The organism is Reinekea sp. (assembly GCF_982785585.1).
Genome location: NZ_CEYAVF010000028.1, coordinates 19246 through 41443 on the forward strand (window position 1 = coordinate 19246; position 22198 = coordinate 41443).

20 protein-coding genes are annotated in these 22198 nt (G+C 54.8%); 7 read left to right on the forward strand and 13 right to left on the reverse strand.

Features of this window, described 5'->3' with window-relative positions:
* Positions 1 to 48 precede the first annotated feature (48 nt).
* The 4 genes from AC4FIC_RS11465 to ychF all read left to right on the forward strand — a co-directional run bounded on the left by AC4FIC_RS11465 (position 49) and on the right by ychF (position 3484).
* Entirely contained in the window at positions 49 to 987 is a 939-nt protein-coding gene (locus tag AC4FIC_RS11465) for a ribose-phosphate pyrophosphokinase (protein WP_193437326.1), read from the forward strand.
* A 119-nt stretch (positions 988 to 1106) separates the two neighbouring features.
* Positions 1107 to 1712: a 50S ribosomal protein L25/general stress protein Ctc gene (locus AC4FIC_RS11470; protein WP_100256854.1), complete on the forward strand. Its 606-nt coding sequence runs from the start codon at positions 1107 to 1109 to the stop codon at positions 1710 to 1712.
* A 72-nt stretch (positions 1713 to 1784) separates the two neighbouring features.
* On the forward strand, positions 1785 to 2375 hold the full coding sequence (gene pth, locus AC4FIC_RS11475; protein ID WP_476195006.1) for an aminoacyl-tRNA hydrolase: 591 nt from the start codon (positions 1785 to 1787) through the stop codon (positions 2373 to 2375).
* A 17-nt stretch (positions 2376 to 2392) separates the two neighbouring features.
* Positions 2393 to 3484: a redox-regulated ATPase YchF gene (gene ychF, locus AC4FIC_RS11480; protein ID WP_100256852.1), complete on the forward strand. Its 1092-nt coding sequence runs from the start codon at positions 2393 to 2395 to the stop codon at positions 3482 to 3484.
* Positions 3485 to 3511: 27 nt separating this feature from the next.
* On the opposite strand, the gene AC4FIC_RS11485 is transcribed toward ychF, so the two are convergent.
* From AC4FIC_RS11485 to AC4FIC_RS11520, 8 genes are all read right to left on the reverse strand, one after another.
* Positions 3512 to 4510 (reverse strand): LacI family DNA-binding transcriptional regulator, encoded by a 999-nt coding sequence (locus tag AC4FIC_RS11485; RefSeq protein WP_100256851.1) that lies wholly within the window; start codon positions 4508 to 4510, stop codon positions 3512 to 3514.
* Positions 4511 to 4550: 40 nt separating this feature from the next.
* Complete coding sequence (locus AC4FIC_RS11490) at positions 4551 to 8009, reverse strand: 1,3-beta-D-glucan phosphorylase, GH149 family (RefSeq protein ID WP_476194437.1); 3459 nt, start codon at positions 8007 to 8009, stop codon at positions 4551 to 4553.
* Positions 8010 to 8106: 97 nt separating this feature from the next.
* On the reverse strand, positions 8107 to 9165 hold the full coding sequence (locus AC4FIC_RS11495; protein ID WP_100256849.1) for a glycoside hydrolase family 16 protein: 1059 nt from the start codon (positions 9163 to 9165) through the stop codon (positions 8107 to 8109).
* A gap of 66 nt (positions 9166 to 9231) precedes the next feature.
* Complete coding sequence (locus tag AC4FIC_RS11500) at positions 9232 to 10248, reverse strand: ABC transporter ATP-binding protein (protein ID WP_476195004.1); 1017 nt, start codon at positions 10246 to 10248, stop codon at positions 9232 to 9234.
* Entirely contained in the window at positions 10245 to 11243 is a 999-nt protein-coding gene (locus AC4FIC_RS11505) for an ABC transporter ATP-binding protein (RefSeq protein ID WP_100256848.1), read from the reverse strand. Before AC4FIC_RS11505 ends, AC4FIC_RS11500 begins: the two co-directional genes overlap by 4 nt.
* Positions 11240 to 12151 carry an ABC transporter permease gene (locus tag AC4FIC_RS11510; protein WP_100256847.1) on the reverse strand — a complete coding sequence of 304 codons (912 nt, stop codon included), beginning with the start codon at positions 12149 to 12151 and terminating at the stop codon, positions 11240 to 11242. Before AC4FIC_RS11510 ends, AC4FIC_RS11505 begins: the two co-directional genes overlap by 4 nt.
* 75 nt (positions 12152 to 12226) lie before the next feature.
* A complete protein-coding gene (locus tag AC4FIC_RS11515) occupies positions 12227 to 13201 on the reverse strand; it encodes an ABC transporter permease (protein ID WP_100256846.1) in 975 nt (324 codons plus the stop codon).
* A gap of 120 nt (positions 13202 to 13321) precedes the next feature.
* Positions 13322 to 14974 (reverse strand): ABC transporter substrate-binding protein, encoded by a 1653-nt coding sequence (locus AC4FIC_RS11520; protein ID WP_100256845.1) that lies wholly within the window; start codon positions 14972 to 14974, stop codon positions 13322 to 13324.
* A 217-nt stretch (positions 14975 to 15191) separates the two neighbouring features.
* On the opposite strand from AC4FIC_RS11520, the gene AC4FIC_RS11525 reads away from it, so the two are divergent.
* Entirely contained in the window at positions 15192 to 16508 is a 1317-nt protein-coding gene (locus AC4FIC_RS11525) for a glycoside hydrolase family 30 protein (RefSeq protein WP_476195002.1), read from the forward strand.
* A gap of 211 nt (positions 16509 to 16719) precedes the next feature.
* Positions 16720 to 16950: a TIGR02647 family protein gene (locus AC4FIC_RS11530; RefSeq protein WP_100256843.1), complete on the forward strand. Its 231-nt coding sequence runs from the start codon at positions 16720 to 16722 to the stop codon at positions 16948 to 16950.
* A gap of 125 nt (positions 16951 to 17075) precedes the next feature.
* On the opposite strand, the gene AC4FIC_RS11535 is transcribed toward AC4FIC_RS11530, so the two are convergent.
* Together AC4FIC_RS11535 and AC4FIC_RS11540 are read right to left on the reverse strand one after the other, a co-directional pair.
* Positions 17076 to 17762, reverse strand: coding sequence for an RES family NAD+ phosphorylase (locus AC4FIC_RS11535; RefSeq protein ID WP_100256842.1), 687 nt, complete (start codon positions 17760 to 17762; stop codon positions 17076 to 17078).
* Positions 17746 to 18141: an antitoxin Xre-like helix-turn-helix domain-containing protein gene (locus AC4FIC_RS11540; RefSeq protein ID WP_100256841.1), complete on the reverse strand. Its 396-nt coding sequence runs from the start codon at positions 18139 to 18141 to the stop codon at positions 17746 to 17748. The genes AC4FIC_RS11535 and AC4FIC_RS11540 overlap by 17 nt, the downstream gene beginning before the upstream one ends.
* Positions 18142 to 18415: 274 nt before the next feature.
* On the opposite strand from AC4FIC_RS11540, the gene AC4FIC_RS11545 reads away from it, so the two are divergent.
* Positions 18416 to 19339 carry a D-2-hydroxyacid dehydrogenase gene (locus AC4FIC_RS11545; protein WP_158524312.1) on the forward strand — a complete coding sequence of 308 codons (924 nt, stop codon included), beginning with the start codon at positions 18416 to 18418 and terminating at the stop codon, positions 19337 to 19339.
* A 43-nt stretch (positions 19340 to 19382) separates the two neighbouring features.
* Here the strand turns inward: AC4FIC_RS11545 and AC4FIC_RS11550 are convergent, their stop codons facing one another.
* The 3 genes from AC4FIC_RS11550 to epsC all read right to left on the reverse strand — a co-directional run bounded on the left by AC4FIC_RS11550 (position 19383) and on the right by epsC (position 22085).
* On the reverse strand, positions 19383 to 20303 hold the full coding sequence (locus AC4FIC_RS11550) for a LysR family transcriptional regulator (RefSeq protein WP_476195001.1): 921 nt from the start codon (positions 20301 to 20303) through the stop codon (positions 19383 to 19385).
* A 121-nt stretch (positions 20304 to 20424) separates the two neighbouring features.
* Positions 20425 to 21309, reverse strand: a complete 885-nt coding sequence (locus AC4FIC_RS11555) for a VOC family protein (protein ID WP_100256838.1) — start codon at positions 21307 to 21309, stop codon at positions 20425 to 20427.
* Positions 21306 to 22085, reverse strand: coding sequence for a serine O-acetyltransferase EpsC (gene epsC, locus AC4FIC_RS11560; RefSeq protein ID WP_476195000.1), 780 nt, complete (start codon positions 22083 to 22085; stop codon positions 21306 to 21308). The genes AC4FIC_RS11555 and epsC overlap by 4 nt, the downstream gene beginning before the upstream one ends.
* Positions 22086 to 22198: the final 113 nt, after the last annotated feature.

Here is a 22198-nt window from a genome sequence, read left to right on the forward strand (position 1 = left end):
GACACCCGGTTATGTTTTATCCAAACCAGCCAAACAAGGGTGATAGCAGTGTCAAAAATGATGGTCTTTACGGGAAATGCCAACCCCATACTGGCGAAGAAGGTTGTCGAGCGCTTGGCTATTCCACTCGGGGAAGCCTCAATCAGTAAGTTCAGCGATGGCGAAGTGGCCATCGATCTCATTGAAAACGTACGCGGGGCAGATGTCTTCATCATTCAGCCAACCTGCCAGCCGACCAATGACAATCTGATGGAAATCATCTTTATGGCCGACGCCTTGCGCCGGGCTTCCGCCGGGCGCATCACCGCAGTAATTCCCTACTTTGGCTATGCCCGTCAAGATCGCCGACCGCGCTCATCGCGCACGCCGATTTCAGCCAAGGCCGTGGCCGATATGCTTACCGTGGTCGGCATAGACCGGATCCTAACGGTCGACTTGCACGCCGAACAGATTCAGGGGTTTTTCAGCATCCCAGTCGATAACATCTATGGCTCGCCAATTCTGCTCGACGACATCCAGAAGCAAGGCTATGAAAATATGGTCATCGTCTCGCCCGATGTCGGCGGTGTGGTCCGCGCGCGCGCCATCGCTAAGCAGCTGGGCGCCGATCTGGCGATCATCGATAAGCGCCGTCCGCGCGCCAATCAGGCTGAGATCATGAACATCATCGGCGATGTCAGCGATCGCACCTGCGTTTTGGTCGACGATATGGTCGATACTGCGGGCACATTGTGCTCGGCGGCAGAGGCCCTGATCAAGTTTGGCGCCCGCAAGGTTGTCGCCTACGCGACCCATCCGGTGTTGAGTGGCCCGGCGGTCGAACGGATCACCAACTCCCAATTGGAGCTGGTGGTGACCGACACCATTCCGCTCTCGTCCGCGGCCCAAAACTGTGCTAAGATCCGCCAGCTTTCGATGTCAGGGGTCCTCGCAGAGGCCATTCGACGCGTCAGTAACGAAGAGTCCATCAGCGCAATGTTTCGTTAATTCGACGACATTCGCAACAGTTAGAGTCTTTTTCGGCTCAACTTCTTAGGAACTCACTTTATAAATACGGGCAGCATTGGTCGCAAATGCTGCTTGGTTAATTTTTGGAGCATTAGAAAATGTCTGGAATTTTTGAGATCAATGCAGTAGTTCGTGGAGAGACAGGGAAAGGTGCGAGCCGCCGCCTGCGCCACGAAGGTAAAATACCTGCAGTTATTTACGGCGGCGCTAAAAATCGCAAGCCACAGAGCCTGACCATCGAAGTTCGTGAAATGATCAAAGCCCTTGAGAACGAAGCATTTTATTCTCATGTTTTGAGCGTGATAATCGGTGACAAGACTGAGCAAGCCATCTTGATGGATCTTCAACGTCATCCCGCTACCGGCTTCCCAACGCACGCTGACTTTGAGCGCGTTACCAAGAGCACCATCGTTCATAAGCGCGTTCCATTGCACTTCCTGAACGAAGAAGGCGTTATTAAAGCCGGTGGCAAGGTGCTGCACGCAGCATCAGAAGTTGAAGTTACCTGTAAGGTTGGCGATTTGCCGGAGTTTATCGCGGTCGATGTTGCTGGCTTGACTGTTGGTACCGTCATTCACTTGGCTGAATTGAAATTGCCTAAGGGTGTCACGCTGATTGAATTGCAAAAGGGTGCTGACCACGATGCACCGGTTGTCTCTATTGTTAAAGCAACGGGCGGCGATGTAGAAGAAGCAGCAGAGTAATGCTGTGTTAGATCGCTAATTAAGAGGGCCTTCACGGCCCTTTTTTACATTTCGGACCATGCAGACCCTATCATGAAAGATGTCATTCGTTTTATCGTTGGCCTGGGTAACCCAGGACCGCAATACGATCAAACTCGCCACAATGCCGGTTTTGAATTCGTCAATCAGTTGGTGCGTCAGCACGCGGGCACCTGGAAAAATGACAGCAAGTATCAGGCAGAAACCTGCCAACTCACGATAGACGGTGAAAAGATTGCGTTGATGAAACCGATGACCTTTATGAATCGCAGTGGTCAGTCGGTCGGCGCCTACGCACAGTTCTTTAAGATACCGGTCGAACAAATTTTGATTGCCCACGATGAACTCGATATAGCACCGGGCAACGCACGTTTTAAGAAAGGTGGCGGCCATGGCGGCCACAATGGGCTACGCGACATTATCGCCTGCCTGGGTAACAATAGAGAATTTTACCGCTTACGTTTGGGTATCGGCCATCCGGGGGCGGCGCGCGATGTCGCCAACTACGTGTTGCAGCTGGCCCGAGTGGAAGAACGAATCAGTCTAGAGCGGGCCATCGATTGCGCGCTCGAACAACTGCCCTTAGCCCTTTCCGGCGACTGGGCCAAGGCGATGAATCAGCTACACAGCTTTAAAGCCGAATAATTTCTGGAGATCACAAGATGGGTATTAAATGTGGAATTGTCGGTTTACCCAATGTCGGTAAATCTACACTGTTCAATGCGTTAACACAGGCCGGCATCGATGCTGAAAACTTTCCGTTCTGTACCATCGAACCCAATACCGGAGTCGTGCCCGTTCCCGATCCGCGCCAAGACAAGATTGCCGAGCTCATCGTGCCGCAACGCATTATTCCAACCACCATGGAATTTGTTGACATTGCCGGCCTGGTTGCCGGCGCGTCCAAGGGTGAAGGCTTGGGCAATAAATTTCTCGCCAATATTCGTGAAACCGATGCCATTGCCCACGTCGTGCGTTGTTTTGATAACGACAATGTTATCCACGTGGCCAACAAGGTTGATCCGGTCTCCGATATTGAAGTAATCAATACCGAGCTGGCACTGTCGGATCTGGAAAGCGTCGACAAGCAATTGTTGCGTCTGCAGAAGAAGGCTAAAGGCCAAGACAAGGAAGCCATGCGCCAGGTTGAGCTGTTGGAGAAGATCAAACCGACCCTCGATCTCGCGATCCCGGTGCGTTCGATTGAACTGACCGACGAAGAGCAACGTGATTTAGCGCCCTTTAACTTGCTCACCATCAAGCCGACGCTCTATATTGCCAACGTCAATGAAGACGGCTTCGAAAACAACCCTTACCTCGACCTGGTGCGCGCCATTGCGGCCAAAGAGAATGCCGAAGTTGTGGTCATCTGCAACAAACTGGAAAGCGAAATTGCCGAGTTGGAAACAGAGGAGAAGCTGGAATTCCTGGCCGATCTGGGTATGGCAGAACCGGGTTTGAACCGGGTCATCCGAGCCGCCTACAACCTACTCGGGCTGCAGACCTTCTTTACCGCTGGGGTCAAGGAAGTGCGCGCTTGGACCGTTAAGGTAGGTGCCACTGCGCCCAACGCCGCCGGCGTGATCCACACCGACTTTGAGAAAGGCTTTATTCGATCTGAGACCATTGCCTATCAAGATTTTATCGATTGCAAGGGCGAGGCCGGTGCCAAAGAAGCGGGCAAGTGGCGTCTGGAAGGTAAGGAATATATCGTTAAGGACGGCGACGTGATGCACTTCCGGTTTAACGTCTAAGCTGTTTACTGCGCCTGGGGCTTGGCCTCAGGCGTTGAGATCCCGAACACTGTCCCGAATCACCAGGTTGGGCTTAAACTCCATGCCTTGCGGTGAGCGTTTAGCATAGACTTCATCCAGCGCCATACGCGCGCTGGTCCGAGCCATTTCATAGGCTGGGAAATTCATTGTGGTCAAGCGTGGTTTGACATAGTTCGCCATCAATACATCATCAAAACCTATCACCGACAAGTCTTCCGGAATGCGGATCTTGTGCTGCGCGGCCCACTCATAAATACCGATCGCCATCTCATCGTTACCGGCCACCACTGCCGTAAAGGGCAATCCTGAGGCGGTAAACTGTTGCATCGCGTCCAGGCCACCGGAAAACTCAAACACGGTACGCACGATACTGCCCTCACTGACCGCCAGACCGGCCTCGGTCATCGCCTTGATGAAGCCGCTAACCCGCTCGTTGGCATCCTGCTTATAGCTCTGACCGCCGGCACAGACGATCTGGGAATGGCCCATCGAAATCAGATATTGGGTCGCGGCATAGCAGCCGCCTTCATTATCCAACCACATATTGCGGCTTTCCAGGCCGTCGATATGCTGATTGATCAGATAGATCGGGATACGCGCATTAAGACCTTTGAGGTAGTCCGCATCGACCGATTCAGTCAACAAGATAAGACCATCGACTTGGCGGCTGGACAGGAAACTGATGGCCTCCTGCTCCTGCTGCGCCTGGCCGTGGCCGCTGGCAATGATCAGGTGCTTGTTGCGACCGCGCAGCTCTTCTTCGACTCCCGACATTACCGGCCCATAGAATGGGCCGTCGAGTGACGCAACCACCATACCGATGGTATTGGAGCGATTCGAGGCCAGGGATTGGGCCGCGGAATTGGGTTGGTAACCCAATTCGAGCATAGCCGCCTTGACCTTGCGTCGCGTCGCGTCGGCGACCCGTTCGCTGCTATTCATCACCCGCGACACGGTGGCCTGGGATACCCCTGCCAGCGCGGACACTTCCTTTATCGTTGTCATATTCTTCTTATTTGTTGAGGTCTCTTTAGATGCAGAGGTTTTACTCGGTCGCCAGTAAGCTGTCAATTGGAAAGTCTACTTCGATCCGTAGAATACGATTATTGCGCTGACATAGGTCCGCAAACAGTTCCGGGGGCAGTCGCCCTTCAGCTACATGCCGTACCTCACCCTCGCTCATATAGACCCTGATGGCCAGCTCTGCGCGATCCCGACGAAAATACACGAAGGGGATTTGCGCCAAGGTGAAGGCCAGACTGCCAGCCGGCAAATTCAACGAGTGCCACTGCCCAGTTGGATCCATATAGGCAAAGGCGGTCGGAGACTCAATAAACTCATTGGCCTTGAGTAGCCCAGGCAGTATATCGATCGCTTGATCGGCCCAGAACAGCCCGAACTCACCCAAGCGGGTCAACAGTTCCTCCTTGACCTGCCCGGTCATACCGGGTTGCCGCGCAACACCGTTTTCTGGGCTATGGCTGTAGGGATCGGTCGGTACGGCACCATAGTGCGCAGGAGTCTTGTTAAAGCCAATGCCCAAGCGGATATCGTAGTAGGCCTCGGCCAATTGCTGAATCTGCTCTGGAGTAGCGCCCTGACGCTTAGCCTGCAACCAGCTTTCTTGCGCCGCTAGGAGCAGCTTAGAGACCATATGCCAATAGGTGCTGCCGAGCCCCTCATAACCAAAAAACGAGCCTGAACGACCGGTAAAGGCGCGATGGGCAAAGGTCGCCTCGTACAATGCCAAGATTCCCCTCTGTTCTGCGTCGGCCAGGCCCAAGTGCGTTAAGCGCTGCGCTAAGTCGACGCCATTGCGCAACTCGGCACGAAAATGCAGCCCGCCATCTCGGTCTTGTTTGAACACCTCCCCCCGCTTTAACAGCGCGGCCGCATCGGGGGTCTGCGCAAACAGCTCGGCGGCAATATGGTTTTTGGCCATAAAGGCCGGCAGTTGCTTGTTCGGATAGAGTAGATAAGTGTGCTGGTCGGCTCGAAAGAGGTCACTGTGACGCAGCGCGTGCAGCAATTCAAGGCTCTGTGCCGAACCGAGCAGACCCGAGGCCAGGATGGCGACCTGGCCTTCCAACATCATCGGCAAATGATCGATCGTTGCCCCCTGCCCGGTCAAATTGAGAAGATTGTAGCCGTGGTACAGGCGATCCGCGCGCTGATTGTACTGCAGGGTATCGTGCAGCGCCGCCAATACCCGGGTCAGAAAGTCTTGTATCGTTGCATAGCTGAGCGTCTCGAACCGACCACTCAGGCCAGACTGATAGAGCGCCGATCGGTATTGATCGCCACTGCGCGCCAGGGCCTCGAGTGCGGCCAAACGTTGCTCGGGGTCCGCAGGCGCAAAGCGCGTCTGAAATAGCGCATTGACCCGGTCAAACCACGCGACCACCTCCACAGACACCGACAATTCGCCACTCAGCCCCGCTAATTGCTCTTGCATCGCGCTTAGGTGGCGATGCAGATAGGCCAGAGTGACAACGGACAGACCCCAGCCCACCAAGGCGTTGTTGGCATCGTTCCATTCCGGGCGCTGGGTGTTCATCCAAATGCCACCACCGGGCACAAAGTTACTCAGCTTGGCCAGCCACAGAGTCAGCAGCTTTTCCATCAGGTTAACGTGCAGCACACGGGCCGCACCGACCTGCCCCGGCCCTTGCGCCCCTCCTGCTACTGAGTCGCCAACCCACACCAGCTTAGCATCGGCGCCGAGGGTGTCGTGCAGAGCCATGATGCGCGCGTCCAGCTCGGCATCGAATTCAATACTGTTATAAGGATCGACGCGCAGCTCGGCAAAGCCTTTGATCCGATAGGGCACATTGGCATAACTGAACTGTTTGCGTTCAAACCAATCCTGCAACAGTGCCGGCTTGATCTTATATTGCAGCTCCAACAGCTTGGACAAATAGATGATCTGATGATCGCTCCAATAGCCAATGTTGGACCAGGGATTATCGAGCTCGGGCGTCTCCCACTCGATCCCGGCACGGGTTACTCGATAGGGGTTGTAACCGTCCGCGGTGGTGGCGTTGAGAAAGTTACTGATCATCGCGGGCAGAAATTCCGGATAGCTCAGGGCCAGAGGTTCCCAGTTTTGGAAAATATCCCGCCAGTTGCCTTGAAAGTCTTTAATGGCGAGTCCCTGATCGTCTTTGAGATTGATCGAAAATTGATTCCAAGGCCGACTCGGATCGCCGTGTCGCCGGCTAAAACTGATCGGTAAATATTCGTGCACCAAACGCGCCAAATCTTCTGCGCCAGCGCTGGGCAGATAGGCGTCCAGCTCGGTCACCAAGAGCTGCTCCGGCAGGGTCTGCCAAAAGGCCAAATCACCTAGAGTGCGATTGCGCGTGCGTACAAATTTGTGCAAATCGCCTCGGGCGAGCCGATAACCGTCCTCAAAAAAACCGCCGCGCATAATGTTAAACAGGCTGTTGGCCCAATGGTGCACAGCCGTGGCCTCCTGCCCACTGACCTGGCTGCCATCCGCCTTCGCCAAATGGGCCGTCAGCTTAGCAGCCCCCAGGTCGATATCGGCCAGCACCTGGTGGGCGATCTGCCCATCGGCCAGACGATGGCGCAGCTCCAGCAGGGCGTTGTTATCGAGACTGACCTCTGCCAGCGTCAGCCACTCGATCGTTTCACCTGGCGCCAGGGTGACCGTACTGGTGACGAAATAGCTCCCCCGGCTACCCCGGGCACGCTCTGGAAAGTTCAATGATTGACCCTGAGCAAAGCGCCGCGGGGCCTGACCGTCGAGCGACACCCGAAACGACCAGGCGCCCTGGCTGACGCAAGACCAGAGCGCATTGGCGAGCAAACTTTCCGATGGCTCGGCCACATCGGTCAGGCGGGAACTTAGGTAAAACAGGGCCAGCCGATCGTCGATCAGGTCAACCGACTTGTAGGCATCGAGCAACACGCTTTGACTGTTCTGGGTGGCCGATTCGATATTCGCCGGCAATATATTCTGTAAGCCGTCTAACAGCTCGAGCGTTCGAGGGCGTGTTGAATGGTTGGTCAGCCGACTGGTTTTAACCAGGCCAAAGGCCTCGCTGAAGGACAGGCCGTACTCGAAAGTCAGCTCATCGAGTCGTTCGCTAAAGATAATTCGGTCACCGCGCACGCCCTTATAGAGGGTCCGTTGGCCCTGGGCCGGCGCAAGATCGAGGCTATTGAAGGGCTGCCAGAGGCGGTCCTGTTCGCGAATCAAACTCAGCGACCCGGTGCAGTGGGCCATGTCGATAATCTTATCTTCACTGTAATAGGGGAAGAGTGCCTTTTCAGCATTCTGGCGGCCCGCGCTGAGGCCGCCATTGCTGGCCAAGAATAGCCAATGATCGTCGGCGCTGACGATCGACATAAAAAAGGTCGCCATCCGGTCATAGGCATCAATGCGATAATAACGCTCATTGCGGTAGTCGCAGAACTGACCCTCGGTTACGACCGCATGGGCATTGGCATGAGCATACTTTTCTGGGCGTGTAGACATCTGCTTTCCTATCAACAATATTCAATTGAGCCAACGGACTCGCCCTCGGGACGGCATCTGTTGGCTAAGCTTTCATTCGGTTCGTTTGGCTATCAACCTAGCGGGTTTCAATAGACCTCAAAGCAGGGGCTGTGTGGCCGAGCACCACTTCGGCGCGGCTATCGCTAGCGCCACAGCCGCGACCGTTAATCTTGTCCTCACGGCATTGATAGACGCGCACGTAATCGACCGCCAAGGTTTGCGGAAATGCCGCCGCATCGATGCCAGTCTGATTGACTGCTCCAGCCCAGGCACCGCCTACCGCCAAATTCAAAATCAGATGAAAGGCTTGATCGAAGGGCGCTGTGCCCGGACCGTTGACCCACTCTGCGTGTTGATCTTGGTATTGGCTATACCATCCGGCCGAGCGCGCCGTTGCGTAATGAACGTCGTCTACGTACCAGCGGATTTCACCCGCCTGCCATTCCATAGCATAGCGGTGAAAAGCCTCCGCCGGGCTGGCGCCATTGGGCAGACGATAGCTGCTCCCGGAATGCACATTGTTGGGCCAAGCCTGCCCGTAATGCAGGCTGCCGTGCACTCGCGTTTCGCGCTCGCCGTCTTCGGCATCGGCGGCATCCGAGCGAGTGCCGAGATTAACCGCTTCGACTATGTCGATTTCACCCGATGCGGCCCAACCGCCATAGACGTAATCGGTCGGTAACATCCAGATCGCCGGCCAGGTGCCCTGCCCGGACGGCAGTTTGGCGCGAATTTCGAAGCGGCCGTAGGTCCAGTCACCCTTATTGAGCGTGCGCAGCCGCGCCGAGCTGTAACCTTTGGTCACCGTCAGAGCCGGATCATAGTCTGCTGAGTCTTCGTTTTGCGCAGCACCGCTGACGGTTTCGCGCCTGGCCACCAGCTTGAGGATGCCCTCCTCTACATAAGCGTTCTTGGCATTATTGGTATAGCACTGGCTCTCGCCATTGCCACCGCCCCAGCAGTTTTGTTCAAAACTCCACTGGCTTAAATCGATCTCAGCCGCGTCGAACTCGTCCGACCAAACCTTGTGCCACCCGCGTTCACTGAGCCGATCGTCGACGGAATCGCTCGCCGCTAAGGGCGCCAGCAAATACCCTGCAGCGAGGCAGAAAGTTGTTAGAATCGGTTTGACCATGCTGTCCTCGTTTTTATTGTTCTTTTGAGTCGTCCCCCCGGTATGCTGAGTACCGGGGGACAGGACTTATTCGAATAGGAAACATCGGACAAAATGATCTTCGGCCAACTGAGTCACAGCCGGCATGGTGGTTTTGCATTGCTCAGTCGCGCTCAGGCAGCGTTCGGCAAAGGGACAGCCCACACTGGTCGGCGTCCACAGAGGAATATCGGCTTTACGCGCCATTTCTTTGCGGTCTTTGCGAATGCCCGGCTCCGGAATGGCCGAAATCAGCAACTTGGTATAGGGATGCTGGGGGTTTTGGGTGACCGAGTCACTATTGCCCCATTCGACCATATGACCGACATACATCACCGCGGTACGCTCGGCAAAATAACGCGCCGTGGCGATATCATGGGTAATGTATAAGAAGCCAATACCGTCTTTTTTCATATCTTCCATCAGGTTCAAAATACCCAAACGGATCGAGACATCGAGCATCGAGATCGGCTCGTCGGCGAGAATAAATTTTGCCCCAACGGCGAGCGCGCGCGCGATGGCAACTCGCTGGCGTTGGCCACCACTGAGTTCATGCGGGTATTTATCGGCGGTTTGCTGCGCCGGCGACAAACCAACACGACTGATGATTTCGATGGTGCGTTGCTCAATCTGCTCATCGTCCAACTCCGGATGGTGGATTTTGAGCGGTCGACTGAGATGATGACGGATGGTGTGTACCGGATTTAACGACCCGAACGGATCTTGAAAAATCATCTGCACTTCTTTGGCGTAATCACGCTGACTGAGCTGGTGTTGTTGCTCATTCACATCGACATCTTGCAGCCAGATCTTACCGCTGGTCGGCTTATACAGCCGACACAAAGCGCGTGCGCAGGTGCTCTTGCCACTACCGGATTCACCGACCACGGCCAAGGCTTCGCCGGCCTTGAGTACGAAGCTAACCTGATTGACGGCACGCATATAACGCCGCCTAAAGATCGCACTGTCGGTTGGAAAATCGATCACCAGATCCTCAACGTAGATACTGGCCTTTTCCACATGTCCGGCCTCAGGGGCGGACTTGTCGATCATCACCTCGGTCATGCGGGCACCTCCAAATCTGTCGCGACGTGGCAGGCAACGAGGCGATCGCGCTCACCTGCCTGCGCTGATTGGGTCAATTTCGGTTGTTGCGTCAGGCACTTATCGATGCAATCACTGCAGCGAGCCTGGAAGTAGCAACCCTCTGGCGTTTCCAATAGATTGAGGGGATTGCCGGGTATGCCCTCGAGGCGCACTCTAGGCCCGTGAATGGTCGGGAACGAACCCACTAGACCACGGGTGTAGGGATGTTGGGGTTGCTCTAATATTTGCGCGGCATCGGCCATTTCCACCAGCTTCCCGGCATACATGATGCCGATCCGATCGGCGATCTCGCCCATCAAACCTAAATCATGGCTGATAAAGAGAATGGCAAAACCAAATTTCTCTTTGAGTTCAAACAGCTCATCCATAATGTCGCGCTCAACGACCACATCGAGCGCCGTGGTCGGCTCATCCATGACAATCAATTTCGGACGAAGGGCCAAGGCAATAGCGATCACCACCCGTTGCCGCATACCCCCGCTGAGCTGGTGCGGGTAAGAATCCATTCGGCTTGGGTGAATACCGACCGTCGATAAGAGCTCGGCACCGCGGGTCCAGGCCTCTTCTTTGCTGACCTTTTTGTGCGCGAGAATCACATCGATAATTTGCTCGCTGATTTTCAACACCGGATTGAGTGAATTCATCGCACTCTGAAACACCATACTGGTTTCATTCCAGCGAAAGTCGCGCAATTGGGTGCTCGACATCTTTAGAATATCGCGCCCTTCGAAGAGAATTTCACCTTCGGATATCAGCGCCGGCGCTTCGTGCAAGTTGGCAATGGCAAAGGCCAAGGTGCTCTTGCCGCAACCGCTTTCACCAGCTAGGCCAACTGTTTCGCCCGGATAGATATCGAACGACACCTCGTTCACCGCGCGGGCGTTGCCGTGCTCGGTGACATAGTCGACGCAGACCTTGCGAATCGACAATAGGGGTTTGTCGGTCCTGATCATGATCGTGCCCTCCGGGCTATCATTTGCGCCTTCTGCTTGCGCCAAATTTTTATGTAGGCGCCGGTTTTCAACTTTGGATTGGAGATTTGATCGATCGACATATTCAACAATGCTAAGCCGCCGCCCATAATCGCAATGGCCATACCGGGTACAACCATGTCCCACCAAGCACCGACGATAAAAGCCGAGTTGGACTGCGCCCAATAGAGCATGGTGCCCCAGGTAATCACAGTCGGATCGCCTAGGCCGAGGAATTCCAAGCCGGCTTCGGCCATCAGGGCATAGATACTGGTGCCGACAAAACCACCGACCACGATACTGATCAGGTTCGGTAAAATCTCCACCAAGACAATGCGAGCCTTGCTTTCGCCCATAACCTCGGCTGAGGTGATGAACTCCTTATTGCGGATAGCCATGGTTTGACTGCGGATAATCCGCGCGCCCCACGCCCAGGAAGTCGAACCAATTATTACCGCGATAATCAGAGGCCCCACCTGGCCCAAAAAGGCGGCCAAGATAATTAACAGCGGTAACTGCGGAAAAACCAAGACGATGTTGGTAACCGACATCAAAATTTCATCGACCTTGCCGCCAAAATAGCCGGCACTGATGCCAACGAGCACCGCGATCACGGTGGTCAAGGCCGCCGCGCCGAAGGCTACTGTTAGCGAAATTCGGCCACCGTGCAGGACCTGGCTGAAGACATCCTTGCCCGAACGGGTCGAACCGAAGAGCAGTTCCATGCTGGGCGGCTGATGGCCACGCGCCACTCTCTTAGTGGGCTCGTTTTGGGCAATCAAGGGCGCCGCCAGGCTCATAATAATCAGACTACCCACGATAAAGGTACCCATAATGGCGGTCGGGTTGCCGCGGTAAAAACGGGCAATCGCGGTTAAATATTTTTTCATAACGAGGCCAAACCTATTCGATTGAACCGCCGCGGGTGCAGGCGGTTGGTGTGCGGATTCAGTCACGGACGACTCCTAGTTACGTAAGCGTGGATCGAGCCACAGATACAGTAGGTCGGCAATGAAATTAGCGATGAGTACAAACACCACGATCAATAACAGACAAGCCTGCATGGTCGGATAATCGCGCGACTCAAGGGATTTAAACATCAACAGACCCAGGCCCGGATAGTTAAAGACCGTTTCAATAAAGATGGCCCCGGCCATCACAAAACCAATTTGCATGGAGATACCGGTAACCACCGGCAAAATAGCGTTGCGCGCCGCATAGTGGGTCATGATCCGGCGTGAACTGAGGCCCTTGGCTTTGGCCATGGTAATAAAATCTTCCCCAAGCACGTTGATCATGGCGTTACGCATATTGAAGATCCAAGCGCCAATGCCTCCGAGCACCATCGACACCAGCGGTAACACCCCGTGGTGCAAAATACTGCTGATATAGGTCCAACTAAAGGCCGGATCTAAATCCGGATTGGCGCCATAAGACAGCGGGAACCAACGCAGCGTGAGAGCAAAGAGAAAAAAGATAAACAACGCGGTCACAGCCTGCGGCATGGCGCCGACAAAGGCCCAAAAAGTGGGCATAAAGGAATCGACAAACTTGCCTCGATTGTAGGAAGCATAGGTGCCGATGATGATGCCAATAAACACCGCGATCAACGTTGAAAGCCCGGCTAACCCGACTGTCCAGGGCACCTTGGCGGCCAGCACATCTGTTACCTGCACCGGATATAACATAATCGTAGGACCGAGATCCCAAGTTAAAACACTTTTAATATAGACAAAATATTGTTTCCACAAAGGCCCGTCGACAAAACCAAGCATCTCCTTGTAGGCGGCCAGCGTCTCCGGTGGCATCTTTCCCATCGCACTGGCAAAGAGTGCATCGACCGGGTTGCCCGGCATCAGTCTGGGCATTATAAAATTGAAGGAAATAGCGACGAAGATGGCGGCCAAATAGAAGGCCAGTCGCCTTAAGATGAATCCCATGAATCAAACCTCACAGTCACTGGAGCCCATTGCGGGCTCCATCAGGTTAAAGCGCGCACACCCCGTGTGCCCGCCCAAACGTACTTACTTGCTTACCTAACCTAAAACCGTTCAAACGTCTTACTTAGCATACAACCGTTCAAACATGATCAGCTTACGTGATTCATCATAGAATACGGGCTGAACATATGGGTCATCAGCGTTGGCCCAACCGGCGATGCGGGTCGAGTTATACTGGTACCAGGTCGGGTTGGAGAAGACCGGGATAAAGGGCAGATTTTCACCGGTGAAGGTCATCAGATCCGCCAAGATGTCTGCACGACGGTCGGCATCACTGATCTGACCGTATTCGGTGATCAACGCATCGATAGCCGGTGACGAAACACCGTGGTTGGTGTGCCAAGACTGACCGATACGAGATGACAGGAAGTACTCTCGGTATGCGGCAATCGGATCGACACCGGTAGCTGACCAGTTGATTGATGCTTTGTACGTGCCTTCTTTCAACGCTAGGTCATAGATAGACCAATCGACTGTCTTAGTGTTGGCCTTGATGCCGACTTCAGCCAGGTATTCGGTGATCATCTGTACGGTCTGTACCCAATCGGTCCAGCCATTTACGACTTGAATATCGAAGTCGATCTTGCTGCCGTCTGGATTCTCTAAGAAGCCATCACCATCTATATCTTGGTAACCGGCCTTCTTCAACATCTTCTTCGCACCCTTTGGATCGTAGGAGGCGATGCCGTCGAATTTCTTGTCGACCTTCTTGTTAAAGCTGGCTTTGAAAAACTCACCAATGCCTGTAACGCGCGACTCGGCAGTTGGGTAGCCGTAGGCGGCCAGATCGACAATGGTTGGACGATCCAACGCCATAGAAAAGGCCTTACGGAAGTTGATATCGCTAAACGGCTGCTCACGAGTATTCAAGTACACGTTGATCAGATCGTTTGCTGGATACCAGAAACCGTGTGTTTCAGGATTCTTTTCGACGTAGGTTTTTTCGATATCGGCGATGAAGTTGGAACCCCAATCGATTTCGTCGTTAATCAAGGCCGGCTGTATCTGGGAGTTATCCGAGTACTGGCGGAACTTGATGCAATCTAGGAAGGGTAAGCCCTGATCGGCCTTGTAGTAATGCGGGTTACGACAAATTTCGATCTGGTTGTCGCGTACCTGAGTCACTTCGGTGATCGGACCTGAACCGACTGGCTTGCTGTTTTTAAAGGTGATCTTGTCTTCAACCGACTGCCAGATGTGTTGCGGTACAACGAACAGACTCGGCAAGTACCAATCAACCGTGGTGTCTTTGCGATTAAAGCTGATTAACACCGTGTTGGCGTCGGTGGCCACGACGGACTTGATCACGCCGCTGCCCCATTGGCCGGTGTTATCAAGCTTGGCGTCTTCGCTGCCCAAGTTGAGCGAATAAACGACATCGCTGGCATCGAGAACTTCACCATCTGACCAGGTCAGACCCTTTTTCATATTGATTTGCAGCGACATCAGATCGTCGGCATAGGTGAAACTCTCGGCTAAACGCCAGTTGATTTCACCTTTCAATACGTTGAAAGCCCACAATGGCTCAAACATGGTGCCGCGCACCATATCGATCTGGGCATTGGAGTAGGGATTGAAATCGTCAACAAAGGTGGTCGCGATAATAGGCACCGTGAGGGTACCGCCCTGTTTTTGCATAGTTGCAGCATTCGCCTGCACAACGACGCCTGCCGCCAAGGCCGAAATGGCCAGGATTGAACTCAACTTTTTCATGTGGATCCCCTTTGTTGTTATTTTTGTCTCTTAGAAAGTGCTAAGACGACCGAGTGACTCGATTTAGTGTTGCCCTAGCACCGCAATGGAAGCGGTTTCATGGCAACCCAAAAAAAATGGCAGTCGATGAAAATGCTTAATGTAAGCGCTTTCACAGAGAAAGATAACCAGCTAAGATGCTCACGTCAATCATTAAATAACCCATGAGGAAATCCCGATGCCTTGTTTTGAAACCAGCCTAGGCCGACACCCCCGGCTCACCGAAGTCGCGTTGCCAGACTGGCAGTCGCAGGGCCTCGCGACACCTGCTATCAGCCTCAATCCAGAGGTTCACTATCAACAACACATCGGCCTGGGCGGCGCCTTTACCGAGGCAGCGGCACTGAATTATCAGGCGCTGACGCCAACGGCCAAGCTCGAATTCATGACCGCCTACTTCCATCCAGACCAGGGCAGCGCCTATAACTTCTGCCGAATTCACCTAAACAGCTGCGATTTCGCTCTGGGTAACTGGGCCTGCCAGGATACCCCCGAGGGCGCCTTCTCGATTGCACACTATGAACGCGCCATTCTGCCAATGATTCGAGATGCTCAAGCCATGCTTGGGGCGAAGATCCGGCTTATGGTGTCGCCTTGGAGCCCACCGGCCTATATGAAAACCAATGGCCAAATGAACCTAGGCGGTGAGTTAAAGCCCGAATTTCAGGCGCAATGGGCCAGCCATTATGTGCAGTTTATTCAAGCGTTGCAGGCGCTCGACTTCGATATTTGGGGCCTGTCGGTACAAAATGAACCGGAAGCGACCCAGACTTGGGATTCCTGCCTCTATAGCCCAGAACAGGAACGTGATTTTATTGGCGCGTATCTCGGCCCGGCACTTCATGCAGCCGGCCTGGCCGATATCCGCGTGGTCTGCTGGGATCACAATCGGGACAATCTCTATTTGCGTGCCAGCGTGATCCTATCCGATCCGATTGCCGCGCAATATGTTTGGGGCAGTGGTTTCCACTGGTATATGGACGACTGTTTTGACAATGTCCAGGCGGTGCACGATGCCTTTCCGGACAAGCATTTGATTTTCACCGAAGGCTGCCAGGAAGGTGGCCCACACCATGGCGAATGGGCCGTAGCGGAGCGCTATGGTCGGTCGATCATCAATGATTTCCGCCACTGGACGCGAGGCTGGTTGGACTGGAATCTGCTGTTGGATAATCAGGGCGGCCCAAACCACGTCGGCAACCTGTGCTCTGCGCCGATACTCAGCACGCCAGAGGGCGATCAGTTTGTTATTCAGCCGTCGTTTTACTATCTGCAGCACCTGTCGCCGAGGTTCATTCCCCATGGCAGTGTGCGCATCCTCTCAGCCAGTGCGACCGATAGCCTGTTGACGGTGGCCTTTAGCCGACCCGATGGCCAAATCACCTTGGTGGTGATGAATGACAGCGATCAAGACCGGCCCTGCCATATCCGCTTGCGCGGTCGCACTCTGCCCGGCCTGTGTCCGGCGCACGCCATGCAAACCTACGTGCTCTAGCAAACCCTGGCCAAGCTCAGCGGCCCAGTGCCGCCCCACCTGCTGACGGCACTGGGCCTGTTGGCTTAACAGCAAGTTAAATCCCTCAACCCGTTATCCCCATCCGATCCCCGCAATGCAGGATAAATTAATATTAGGTTGACTGGCTGAGCGTTCTGAAGCAGCCTAGACTGCGGATAGGCCCAACATAAAAACACAAAGGGACAACTCTATGACCATAACGGCTAATATGCATACAGAAATGAATCTTTTACTGCAATACCCCACCGACAGCCTAATGAGCGGCATCAAAATCAATCATGAAGCGGCACTCGATACCGTCGCCGCAGCCAAACGACTCTTCGAGAAAGGCTTTACCGACGCCGAAGACGGCGGTTATTTGACCGATGCCGGCATCGAGCTGGTTGAACACCTGCAAGTGATCAATTCCGCCTTAAAATAGCCACACAGCGCAGGTCTCCTTGCCTCGGCAAGGAGCCTTCGGGTCTCCCATGCAACCCGGCAGAGATAAGCCCAGATCTGGCCAACGTGGCTGCTTCAAACCCGACAATCGCCAGGCATGCGACGCTAAGATAATCTTTGGCTCACCAGCTCGAACACCTGCTCTATTTCATGTCCGTTCCAACAGTATTCGTAATGACCGCACTGCACCGTGTGAGTTAGGGCATTAGGTCGAAACGCGACCACACACTGCCCCCCAGCATCGCGCACACTGGGATAATAGAAACCCGCCGCACCGCCGTTGCGCCGCTGCGCCGCATAGGCCTGACTGGCCGCATACTGGGTTGAGGTGTCGAAGAAGCCGGCGAAGTCAGACGCAAACAAGGACTCCAATGCCGTTTTTGGCGCCAGGCGATTGCTATAACAACGCATTTGCACCGTGCCGGCGGGGTCGTTAGACGCGGACATAAAGCGTTGGCGATGGAAGCGGGTTTCCGCGATGGCGGTGCTTTTTGTTAGCGCCGCGTAATAGGCGCCCCGAGTGGCATCATTGAAGCGATTGTCATGGCCTATATGGGTGAAGGCCGCCATAACCGGGGTCGAGCCGGGGCCAAATATTCGCTCACCCATTGGCACCAGAGCTAAAGCACCGGCCTCATTCAAGAGCCGATCGTTGGTGTCCGATTCCAGCGCCGCCAAGGCCTCAAACTCCGGTCCGGTGGCCCACTCGAACAGGTTCACTGGGGGAAATCGGCTCGGCACCATGCGATACAGGGGTGCCTCGAGCACCACGTTCTCAACCGCGCCAGGCATCGAGCATCCTCCGGGTGTCGGACAGATGACGCAAACTGCCGTCCAATAGATATTGACGCGGGGTCATGCCATTGAAGGGCGGCAAGCTGTTGGCTCGATCGATCCAGCTATAGGCCTGCAATGAGTCGACATAGAGCAGTCTCAGCGCCTTCATGATACCCAGTAAGTAACTCACCCGGTCGAGCTGGTCACGGTTTAATCGGGTCGACTGCAGTGCAACACCCTTTCGATAGGTCGCCCGGGGCATATCGCCCATCAGCACGCGCATCTCCGCCTCGCTAAAGTGAAACCGTTCGGCCAACGCCGGCAGGGCTTTCCAGGCTGCCTGGACCTTGGCGTCGTGAGCCACCTGAGGGGTCAATAGATCGATATGGGTCATATCAAGAATCCTTTGAAATAGACACATATATACATTATGACCACAGGTGTCACTTGTCAAGCGGCCCAAGATAGGGCCCCAGCTGCGCAGCAAGGGCCTATGCTGCGCACACCCGATTAGACCGCACTTGCCCTCCTTCATTAGTAAGGTTTGTAATAAACAACCGTGCGCTCGGTGCCAATTTGTATAAGAATGGCACCTCATTTAGCCTATTGTTGCCGAACATATGAAAGCCGTTTTTTTGGATAGAGGGAGCTTCCCGCCTGAGATCGCTATGGCGCAACCGGTCGGCGTCAGCGATTGGCAGCTGTACCACAACACCCGCGCCGACCAGGTCTTAGAGCGCTGTCGCGATGCCGATATAGTCGTAACCAACAAGGTTTGCCTCGATCAGGCAATCTTAGCCGCCCTGCCCGAGCTGAAATTCATCGCGGTAGCCGCCACCGGCACCAACAACATTGACTTGGACGCCTGCCGGGCGGGCAATGTCCGCGTGGTCAACGCCACCGGCTATGGCACCGCATCGGTCGCTGAGCACGCTCTGCTGTTGATGTTGGCGCTGAGCCGCAAGTTGCCCGCCTATATGGCCGCAAATCAGCAACAACAGTGGGCTCGCAGTGATTTCTTCTGTGATCTGGTCGCCCCGATGCGAACCCTGGATGGCAAGGTATTAACCCTAGTGGGTGCCGGCACGCTGGGTAATGCCGTGGCCGACCGCGCGCGCGCCTTTGGCATGCAGGTAGTGCTCGCTGAACGGCCGCACGCCGAGACGATCCGGCCGGGTTACTGCGCCTTTGAAGCGGCCCTGGCGCAAGGCGACTTCGTGTCGCTGCATTGCCCTCTCACCGACCAGACCCACGAACTGATCAATAGTACGACCCTAGCCCTAATGAAACCGATGGCCATTTTAATTAACACCGGTCGAGGCGCCCTGGTCAATGAAGCCGATCTATTAGCGGCTCTGAGCACTGGCCAACTGGCTGGGGCCGGCCTGGATGTGGCCGCAACCGAACCGCCGGCGGCGGATCAGCTGATCTGGCAATTGGCGGCCCGCGATAATGTGCTCCTCACCCCCCATATAGCATGGGCGGCGGATGAGGCGATGAACAATTTAATAACGCAGATTAATGACAAGATCGGCCAATATATCGCCCACCACCACAACCCGGGCGAACATGCGGCACCGGTTGGGCTTTAGGTGTTGGGCTAGCTGTGAATAGAGCGCCTTATCGAGAGAGGAATCAATCCCCGCCCGATTTAAACGCCCGCATCCAAGTCTTTAGGTGTTGCAGCAACATCAAAGGACCTTCCGGTAATTGCCGCCCCAAGCGCGTAATCATATGGGCCTCACCCGAGGCGAGGATCGGATGCTCGATGGCAATAGCAAAGAGCTGACCGTCTGCCACTTCGCGCGCGACGACAAAGGCCGGCAAAAAAGTCACCCCCATCTTAGAGCGGACAAAGTGGGTCAACACCCCGATGGAGTTGGTAGTGACCTGCGGGCTCAAACGGATCCGTTCCTTAAATTCGACAATCGCCAATAACTGACGGATACCAAACTGCCCGTCCTGCAGGGCATAGGGGTAGCCAATAGCCTCCTGAAAGGTTACCGGCCGGTGCAATAGCAACAGAGGATGGCCCGGTGCGACGATGACGCACAGGGGCTGACAATTTTTTGCCTGGGTGCGAATGCCCGGATGGTTGGGCGGATGAAAGACCAGGCCAACGTGCGCCTGGTCCTCTTCAATCAGCCGCATAACCTTATTAGTGCCACCCGTGGTCACCGACAGCGTCAGGTTGGGGAACCTCCGATTAAATTCGGGCAAGGGGTCTGACATCAGATCACCGACAAACCCTTCGCCCACGGCTAGGTTAATGTGACCGCTTTGCAGCCCGTGCAGGCTATTGAGTTTAGACAGGCATTCTTCCTGATGGGAGCGCAATTCACGATAGTAGGTCAACACCACAGCGCCGGCTTCGGTCACGGTAACACCCGTGCGATGGCGCTCAATCAGCGTCGTCGCCAGTTCTTCTTCCAGCAGGGCAATCTGCCGGCTGACCGCGGAAGGCGAAACATTCAGTTTATCGGCCGCGGCCCGAACGGTGCCCTGCTGCACGGCTTCATATAAATACTTAACCCGCTTCTCATTGATGTCTTTCATCAAGCTCCACTGCACCTAGAACGACCCTATTCAGATCGATGAGGTTAAACGATTAGCTAATTGTCTGTCTAGCAGCTGCCCACGCCGTCCTGCAGTCCGGCGAACTGAGCAAACACTCGGCTTAGATCTCGGGGTAAATTTCAATAATGGTATTGCCGGCATAATGACCGGGAATGCGCACGCCGCCATCGTCGGTGGCCACAAAGGCGACGCCGTTCTTAACCAGCACGGCCTTGGCTTGGTCGAGCGAGGTGGTACTGACCCGGATCGCGACCCCCGAGGGCAACTGGGCATCGGTAACCGCCAGGTCAACGCCGGCAAAACGCTCTTGCGCCTTCGCTCGGGAAAGGACCTCGAATATGCCGCGATCGGTGTGCACGGTTAAATAGCCCTCTTCAAGCGTCACCGCGTTCGCGCCATAGATGCCGATAAAGCGCTCGGCCAAGGCTTCAGGTGCCGGCGCAATATAGCTCACGCCGGTAATGCCATTGGCGCCATTGGCATGGGTCATCCATTCTTTGACCCACACCAGATGGGGCTTATGCTGATGGCAGAAAAAATGGGAAATAGCCGGGACCTGTTCATTAATCAACATCACCAGCGACACCACGGCCTCTTCTTCGCTGCCATCGGGCCGATGAGCCACTCGGCGGAAGTCGACTATGCCCTGGTTATCAACGCCACGCTCGGCCATCAGCTGATGGTCGGCGCGGGCGTCTTCACTGTGTAAGGCCACCAGGGAAATACCTTCCCGGCGGGCCATGGAATTGCTGATAAAACGCCCAAACGCGAAACCCTTCTCGTTGGTGAGGTCCAGCTTGGTGGGGTCGTACACACTGATGACCTCGATGAAATTCTCCGGGAACATCAGCAAATGGTTATCGGTGCCCCAGGGATGGTGATGGCGCGGATTGATAAAAAACCCCAGGCGTGCAAAGTCCTGGCAGGCCTTATCCATATCGCGCACGGCCACTAATGGATGATCAATACCGAGATGATTTTTCATGCTGTGTTCCCCTGGGTGTCTAATTTGTTCGAATGGGCCTGAGCCACGCTGCCAATAACCGTCTGGTGCGCTGCGACCGATTTAACCACAATCGCCCCTGCCCCCACCTTGGCGCCGGCGCCAATTTCAATATTGCCGAGGATGAGTGCGCCGGAGCCGATAAAGGCGCCCTGGCGGACCTTGGGATGACGGTCGCCCGAGCCCTTACCGGTGCCGCCGAGCGTGACGCATTGGAAGATCGTGACATCATCTTCGATCACCGCCGTCTCGCCGACCACGATGCCCACCGCATGGTCGATAAAGATACCCGCGCCGACCTGCGCCGCCGGATGAATATCGACGCCGTAGAGGGTGACCACTCGGCCCTGCATATAGCTGGCCAGCGGCCGATCGCCCTGCTGCCAACAGGCGTGAGCCAAGCGGTAAGACTGCAGCGCCTGATAGCCGCCAAAATGCAGCAATGGCGTATAGTGATCTTTAACCGAGGCATTGCTTTGCAGCTGACAGGACAGGTCTTTCAGGGCGGCCATTTCAATATCAGGGTGATCTGCCATTAGGTCGAGTACTAACAAGTGCCATTGACCGATTTGCGCCTCAGCATCGGACAATTTAGCGGCTAAAATATAGGCCAAGGCCTGGCCAAAGTTCTCGTGCTGGAGAATATTGCGCCGATAAAAATCACTCAGTAGCGGAAATTGGCCCGCGTCACGGGTCGCTTCGGCCCGAATGGTGTGCCACAGTTGTGCCAAGTCGACTGCTCTATGGTAGTCCGTCATGTTCAAACCTCACTCTTAACCTAACCAACCTATCAAACCGCAGTAACAATTCACAGTGACAATTCACAGTGACAAACCACAGTTAAAAACCACAGTACCCCAAGATCGGGCGG